Annotated in this window: 7 protein-coding genes; 4 read left to right on the top strand and 3 right to left on the bottom strand. The window is 56.6% G+C overall.

Annotated features, from left to right (window positions below):
• Both TW83_RS21550 and TW83_RS21000 read left to right on the top strand, forming a co-directional pair.
• A partial coding sequence (locus TW83_RS21550; RefSeq protein WP_162198091.1) for a hypothetical protein occupies positions 1 to 237 on the top strand: 237 nt, incomplete at its 5' end.
• Positions 238 to 1074: 837 nt separating this feature from the next.
• Complete coding sequence (locus TW83_RS21000) at positions 1075 to 1614, top strand: HTH domain-containing protein (protein WP_157001802.1); 540 nt, start codon at positions 1075 to 1077, stop codon at positions 1612 to 1614.
• Positions 1615 to 1626: 12 nt separating this feature from the next.
• Here TW83_RS21000 and TW83_RS20995 read toward each other — a convergent pair whose 3' ends face one another.
• Together TW83_RS20995 and TW83_RS22355 are read right to left on the bottom strand one after the other, a co-directional pair.
• A complete protein-coding gene (locus TW83_RS20995; protein WP_157001793.1) occupies positions 1627 to 2076 on the bottom strand; it encodes a hypothetical protein in 450 nt (149 codons plus the stop codon).
• A gap of 40 nt (positions 2077 to 2116) precedes the next feature.
• Positions 2117 to 2362, bottom strand: coding sequence for a helix-turn-helix domain-containing protein (locus tag TW83_RS22355; RefSeq protein ID WP_045984259.1), 246 nt, complete (start codon positions 2360 to 2362; stop codon positions 2117 to 2119).
• A gap of 74 nt (positions 2363 to 2436) precedes the next feature.
• Here TW83_RS22355 and TW83_RS18515 point away from each other — a divergent pair, with 74 nt between their 5' ends.
• On the top strand, positions 2437 to 2661 hold the full coding sequence (locus TW83_RS18515; protein WP_045984258.1) for a hypothetical protein: 225 nt from the start codon (positions 2437 to 2439) through the stop codon (positions 2659 to 2661).
• 1205 nt (positions 2662 to 3866) lie between these two features.
• Entirely contained in the window at positions 3867 to 4154 is a 288-nt protein-coding gene (locus tag TW83_RS20990; protein ID WP_157001785.1) for a hypothetical protein, read from the top strand.
• A gap of 196 nt (positions 4155 to 4350) precedes the next feature.
• On the opposite strand, the gene mobQ is transcribed toward TW83_RS20990, so the two are convergent.
• Positions 4351 to 5251: MobQ family relaxase (mobQ, locus tag TW83_RS22205; protein WP_071209505.1), on the bottom strand; the 901-nt coding region annotated here is incomplete at its 5' end.

The raw sequence follows: 5251 nt of genomic DNA, 5'->3' as shown, positions 1-5251 counted from the left end.
GACGCTGGCGACGCATGGGTTGGGATCGAGCAGCTTTGTTCAGCGAGCAACTACACGCGGCAACAGTTTGCTGGCCTGATGGGAGCTTTTGGGCGGCGTGTTTCGCATACCCAAGGCTATGATGAAGAGACCTACTTCTTTGAAGTAGAGTGGGATCACGAAAACAGCGGTTGGCGCTACAAGCTTCCGTCGACCGTGCGGGATGCGTTGGTCCAAGAAGAAATTGTGACCGACTGAGTTCTAATCTTTACGACCCCGGCGCGATCTGGGGCTGCGTAACCGTCCGGGATCTTCGCGAGAGGTCTAAGACAAGGCCGGGGCGTCCGCAACGCCCCGGCTTTTTTCAATTACTGGCCGTATATTTCGGAAGCCCAACCATGGACGTGACCAGGGTTGCCACCTTTCAGGGCCATCGCGCAGATAGCGACCAGCTTTAGAAAGTTGACATCCGATGCTTTGGGTTTGTTTCCAGTTTCAAGGACCCACAACTCCCTCGCCATGCGGTATGCGACAGTGGCGACGTCGGCACGTTCAGTTTCATCAGCCATTTTTCATCTCCAAAATTGAGGTTCTTCGGCAGGCTGCGACTCTTACTCCAGCCAGCTGGGGCTTATTCTTCTACAATGAATTTTCTATATGCAATTGATTTTTATATTTTTTTTGGGGTGTGAATAACTCCTTCCCCTGCTTTCTTGATCATCCCCAACCTCGCGTAGAGAGTGCCTTTAGGGCGCAAGCTTGCGAAACGACATTTCAAAGTCAAAGCTCGCTAACAGGTAAAAACCGGGCCAGTCCGCGCCGGTCGGCGCTTGCTACCTGGCGGCTGCTTCGCCCGACACGGCCCGTCCCGGTTGTTCCCTGTAGATCATAGAAGAGAAAAAAAAATTGATGCTGTTTTTAAAAGATATTTTAGGGGGGGTCTGTTCACCTAGATGAACAGGGGTCTGTTCACCTAGATGAACAGGGTTAGCAATCAATCGGCTAAATTATTGACCGGATTGTCACGATATGTAACACCACAGAGGCAATGCGGGACTGGGATGAACAGACCCATGTTCATGTGGAGAACACGGTATGGCTGATGATCTGCCTTTGAGGGGCTTCGTTCAAACTGACCTTGCTACGCATGAGGCATGGTCGCAGCTGACCATGGAAAAGCCTGCGGCTGCTGCGCTTCTACACAAGCTGATCGTTCTGGCAGACCGGGATAACCTCATCGTTGCATCCTACGCAGCACTTGCTGAACAGCTGGGAGTAAGTGCCATGACCATTCGGCGCGCAATCAAGGTATTACGTGATGGCGACTGGATAGACGCTGCGCAGGTCGGTGGCGCAGGAACCGTAAATGCCTACGTGCTGAATTCCACGGTCGCTTGGAGAAAGCGGCGCGACGGCCTTCAGTATGCTGCCATGCGCGGCACAGTGCTCTTGTCTGGATCTGAACAGGGAGACAGACTTTTGTCTGAAAAGGCGCGGCCATTACGGCATCAGGTTCCAGGCCTGCTTCCTGATGAAGAGCAGCTTCCTAGTGGTGAGGGCCTGCCACCTGTTTCGCAGCCCCTACTGGACGGCTTTCTTCCAGATATTCCTGCGCGTCGAATCAAAAGAGATTAGCCTGAACGCCGGTTAGCGCTTCATCAGCCTTGCCCAGAAGCCACGCCTCGCTTGCTCCTCGGCAGCAGGCTTGGGTAGCGACCTAACATATTCGTCTATCATGCGCTTGCGTTCTTCAGAGACGGCCAAGGCTGCAGTCAATTCATCTTGGACAGCCTGAAGTTTAGCCTGAAGTTGTTTGACAACATCACCTGACAAGTCACTGTGATCGCCTATTTTTGACGTGTCACGACCTGATCCTATTTCAATTTTTTGCCGTGGAAGGCTGTCAGCCTCGGAGCGTCTGATTTTGTAGACCCTTGCTAGCTCTGCGGTGTCAATTTGCCAGACCTCGACACCCCCCTCCACCGACTTTTCTCCACTTATTGTACCATTTTTCAAAGCACGTTGCAGGGTTGGTCTGGAAACTTGAAACACCTTTGCAGCCTTGGAAACGGTTAGCATGGGCATTGGGAAATCCACCTGTAACGACCTTGTTCGACCGGCTGGCATGGTTGTAATATCATTTACCAACCCCTTGGACATCTAGCCTAATGCCTGATCCTTGGCCTTCATCATCTAAAAAAACCACTCCTGCCTCTTCGTAGGCCCGGCGCAGTGCAGCTACTGCCTCTGCTGATGCTGGCGGGTGAATAGAACCTTCAGCACGTTTAAGCGTTGATACCGACACTCCGGCAGCGTTGGCGGCAGTTGGTTGCGCAATCCCCAAAAGAGAGCGGGCGGCGCGTAGCTGTGCTGAAGTTGTCATCTTTTCTCTTAATCTAATTAAACCACTAGCGTTATGGTCCTTTTAGACCATACCTCTAGAACGGAGTTCTGACAATGCGACGCGAAAACCGCGTTTCGGCAGCCGTCCGCGGCTTGCCTGACGACATTCGGGACGGCAGCACCTTGCAGCTTCTGGAAATCATGGACCAGCTGACAGCCGGGCAGCTGATGGAGCAGGCCGAGTTCTGCGAAGCCTCAAAGCATGACGGGCTTATTCGAATTTCCAGGGCTGTGCGGGTCTTGGCAGGCCAAAGGGGTGCAACACGAACAGCCAGCTGATCGAAGCCCAGGACGTGGCGCAGCGCCTGGTCGCGATCCGGGCCGGTTCAACCTACGGGACTGCTGCATAACAGCAGACGATCACGGGCACTGGCCAGAAATAGTATTTCCACCCGACAATCCAGACGAGGAGGGATATGAAAGCGGCGCCGAGCAGGACCTTCAGGAGCGTGTTGTTCAGGTTCTCAGGTCGGAACTCGTCCTCCCATCTCTCCCTTCGGGATTTCCGCATGCGTCTCTCCTGACGGGCGGTTCTTGCTGTCTGACAGCCTGTCGCCGGAGGGCGGATCGATGGGCTGCGGCACGCGATCTCCATGCGCGCCGTCCATTCGCTGCCCTCTGCCCCACAACCCCCGGCTGATCCCCGCCCCCCTGGGCGGTCCGGCGCATAACACCTCATATCCGCCAGAGTGCAGCCAGGGGTTGAAGCGCCACCCCTGCACCAGGCACCGTCTCACCAGCAAATCCGGCCGCTGCCACCAGCGCCACGGTCCAGATCCAGACCCTCCCTCGGACCCCCACCCGCCGCGCGCGCAGACGCTCGCGGAGTCGTCCGCTCAGCCCACAAGGGGCCTCACGTCCGACGGCAATCAAAAACTCCACAATCCGTCCATCCGGCGGGGGGTCGCCAGCTCCCTGGCGGGCGCTCCCCCCCGGCGCGCAAGGGCGCCCGGACTGTGGATTTTTTGCCTGCCTTAATAACCTAACACTAATTATCATAACAGTGTTGACTTTAGGGCTCGAACGTGCTATATAGTACTCATCGAAACGAAGGTTTCGATGAGTGGCACCATCTTGGAGACGGATAGTGCTCTATCACTACCACATTCACACCCAACCGAAGGAAAAGGAGATGCATGATACCAACCATTCCCCAAGCGTTAGATCTCTTGGGATAACTCAATTGGCAATCATGTCTGTAATCCGAAAACATCCCAACCAGGCTTACGGAACGGCGATTGCCAATCTTGTATCCAAAGATCTGAATAAGGAGGTATCGGACGCCCAAGTTTTTGTGACCTTAGGTCGCCTTGAGCGCCACGGCTTAGTGGAACCCGATATTAAGAATCCAGAGCCCACGGGGGCGAGAGGTCGACCAAAAAAAATGTACCAACTCACTGCATCCGGTAAAAGGGCCCTGGAGCAGGTTGTGTCGACACTAAATTCTCTCAATCCTGTCCGGATGCCAAATGAAAGGAATTCAAATGGCATTCAAATACCCAACGGTGTTTTCGCGTAAGAAGACACCAAAAAAGCGTAGGCATACTCCCCCTTTCTGGGTGGTGTTGCCGTTGTATCTCGCCCTCTTTTTTAAAGAGGAATTTTACGAGTATCGCCTCAATCTTCAGCGTCGCTACGCACGCGAAAAGAGGAAAGGCAACAGGAGCGCTTCGCTCTACTGTCGCCGCGTGGCGAGGGACTGGTGGTTTGCAGCCGGAGTAAGGCTTGTGACTTTTGGTCTTCGTCTCATCCCATTCGCTAAAATGGGATGATGCAAACACAAATCGGCTAGGGAAAGCCATATCTTCTGGGTGTAGCCTTTTGCGAGAAGGCTGCACCCTTCTTACATCTGAGTTAGCAAGTTGCAATTTCAAATTCAACTTTTCACATAAAAAGTGATCGATCTCCATTTTTAGCCCACTCCATGAATGCAGCTCATTCAGTTAAGCCTCTAAATTATAATATTTTTTAGTGCCCAAAGTCGTGGTCAAAGCTGCGGCGCTCCTGCTCCTGCACCCGTTCCCGCGCCTCCCGCTCGGCAGCCTCGCGCTGCGCCTCCTGCCGGCGCTCGACATCGAGATCCCGCGCCAGCCCCTCGGCGGCGGCTGAGGCGCCGGGCGCTGCGGCAGCGAAGAACTCCCCCCAGGCATCGGCAGGTGCAACCCGCTCCACCGCCTCACGCACCTGTTCCACAGCCCGTTCCGCGACACGCTCCAGCCAGGCGCGGCCCTTCTCGGCCAGTTCATGGGCCACACGGGCCACCTCAACAGCCTGCTCCTTGATCTCCCGCCAGACCTGCACGGCCGCGACCTCGATGCCGCGCTCCTTGAGCTGCCACGCGCCGGCGGAGAGCTGCGGCAGCGGCTGACGGTCCAAAGAGACGGCCCGAACCGTCTCGCGCAGGGCTTCGGCCTCGTCGCCGCGCTCCCGTGCCTCCAGGGCGCGCTCCTGGGCCTCGACGCGCTGCGCCTCCAGCGTCCGGTGATCGACGCGCTCATGGGTGCCACAGCGCTCCAGGGCGTGGTTGGTGTCCCGGGCCCAGGCTTCCCGCCAGCCCTCCAGCAGCTCCTTGGCGTTCCAGTCCCGGTTCTTGGTGGTGAACCCCTCGGGACCGATCTCGCGAGTGGTCAGCAGGATATGGGCATGGTGGTTGCGCTCGTCGCCCTCACGCCCTGGGGCGTGCAGGGCGATATCCGCGACCATGCCCCGGTCCACGAACTCGCGCTGGCAGAAGTCGCGGACCAGCTGCAGCCGCTGCGGGGCGTCCAGCTCGCAGGGTAAGGCTACCCTGACCTCACGGGCGACCTGGCTGTTCTTGCGCGTCTCGGCCAGCTCCACCGCGTTCCACAGCGCCGCCCGGTCCTGCACC

This window comes from Paracoccus sp. S4493 (assembly GCF_000967735.1).
Taxonomy (GTDB): domain Bacteria; phylum Pseudomonadota; class Alphaproteobacteria; order Rhodobacterales; family Rhodobacteraceae; genus Paracoccus; species Paracoccus marcusii.
This window is presented reverse-complemented; position numbering and strand designations above follow the sequence as displayed.

Coding starts and splice junctions, on each gene's coding strand:
- TW83_RS20990 (WP_157001785.1), top strand. CDS start 3,867: ATGGCATTCAAATACCCAACGGTGTTTTCGCGTAAGAAGACACCAAAA.
- TW83_RS21000 (WP_157001802.1), top strand. CDS start 1,075: ATGGCTGATGATCTGCCTTTGAGGGGCTTCGTTCAAACTGACCTTGCT.
- TW83_RS18515 (WP_045984258.1), top strand. CDS start 2,437: ATGCGACGCGAAAACCGCGTTTCGGCAGCCGTCCGCGGCTTGCCTGAC.
- TW83_RS22355 (WP_045984259.1), bottom strand. CDS start 2,362: ATGACAACTTCAGCACAGCTACGCGCCGCCCGCTCTCTTTTGGGGATT.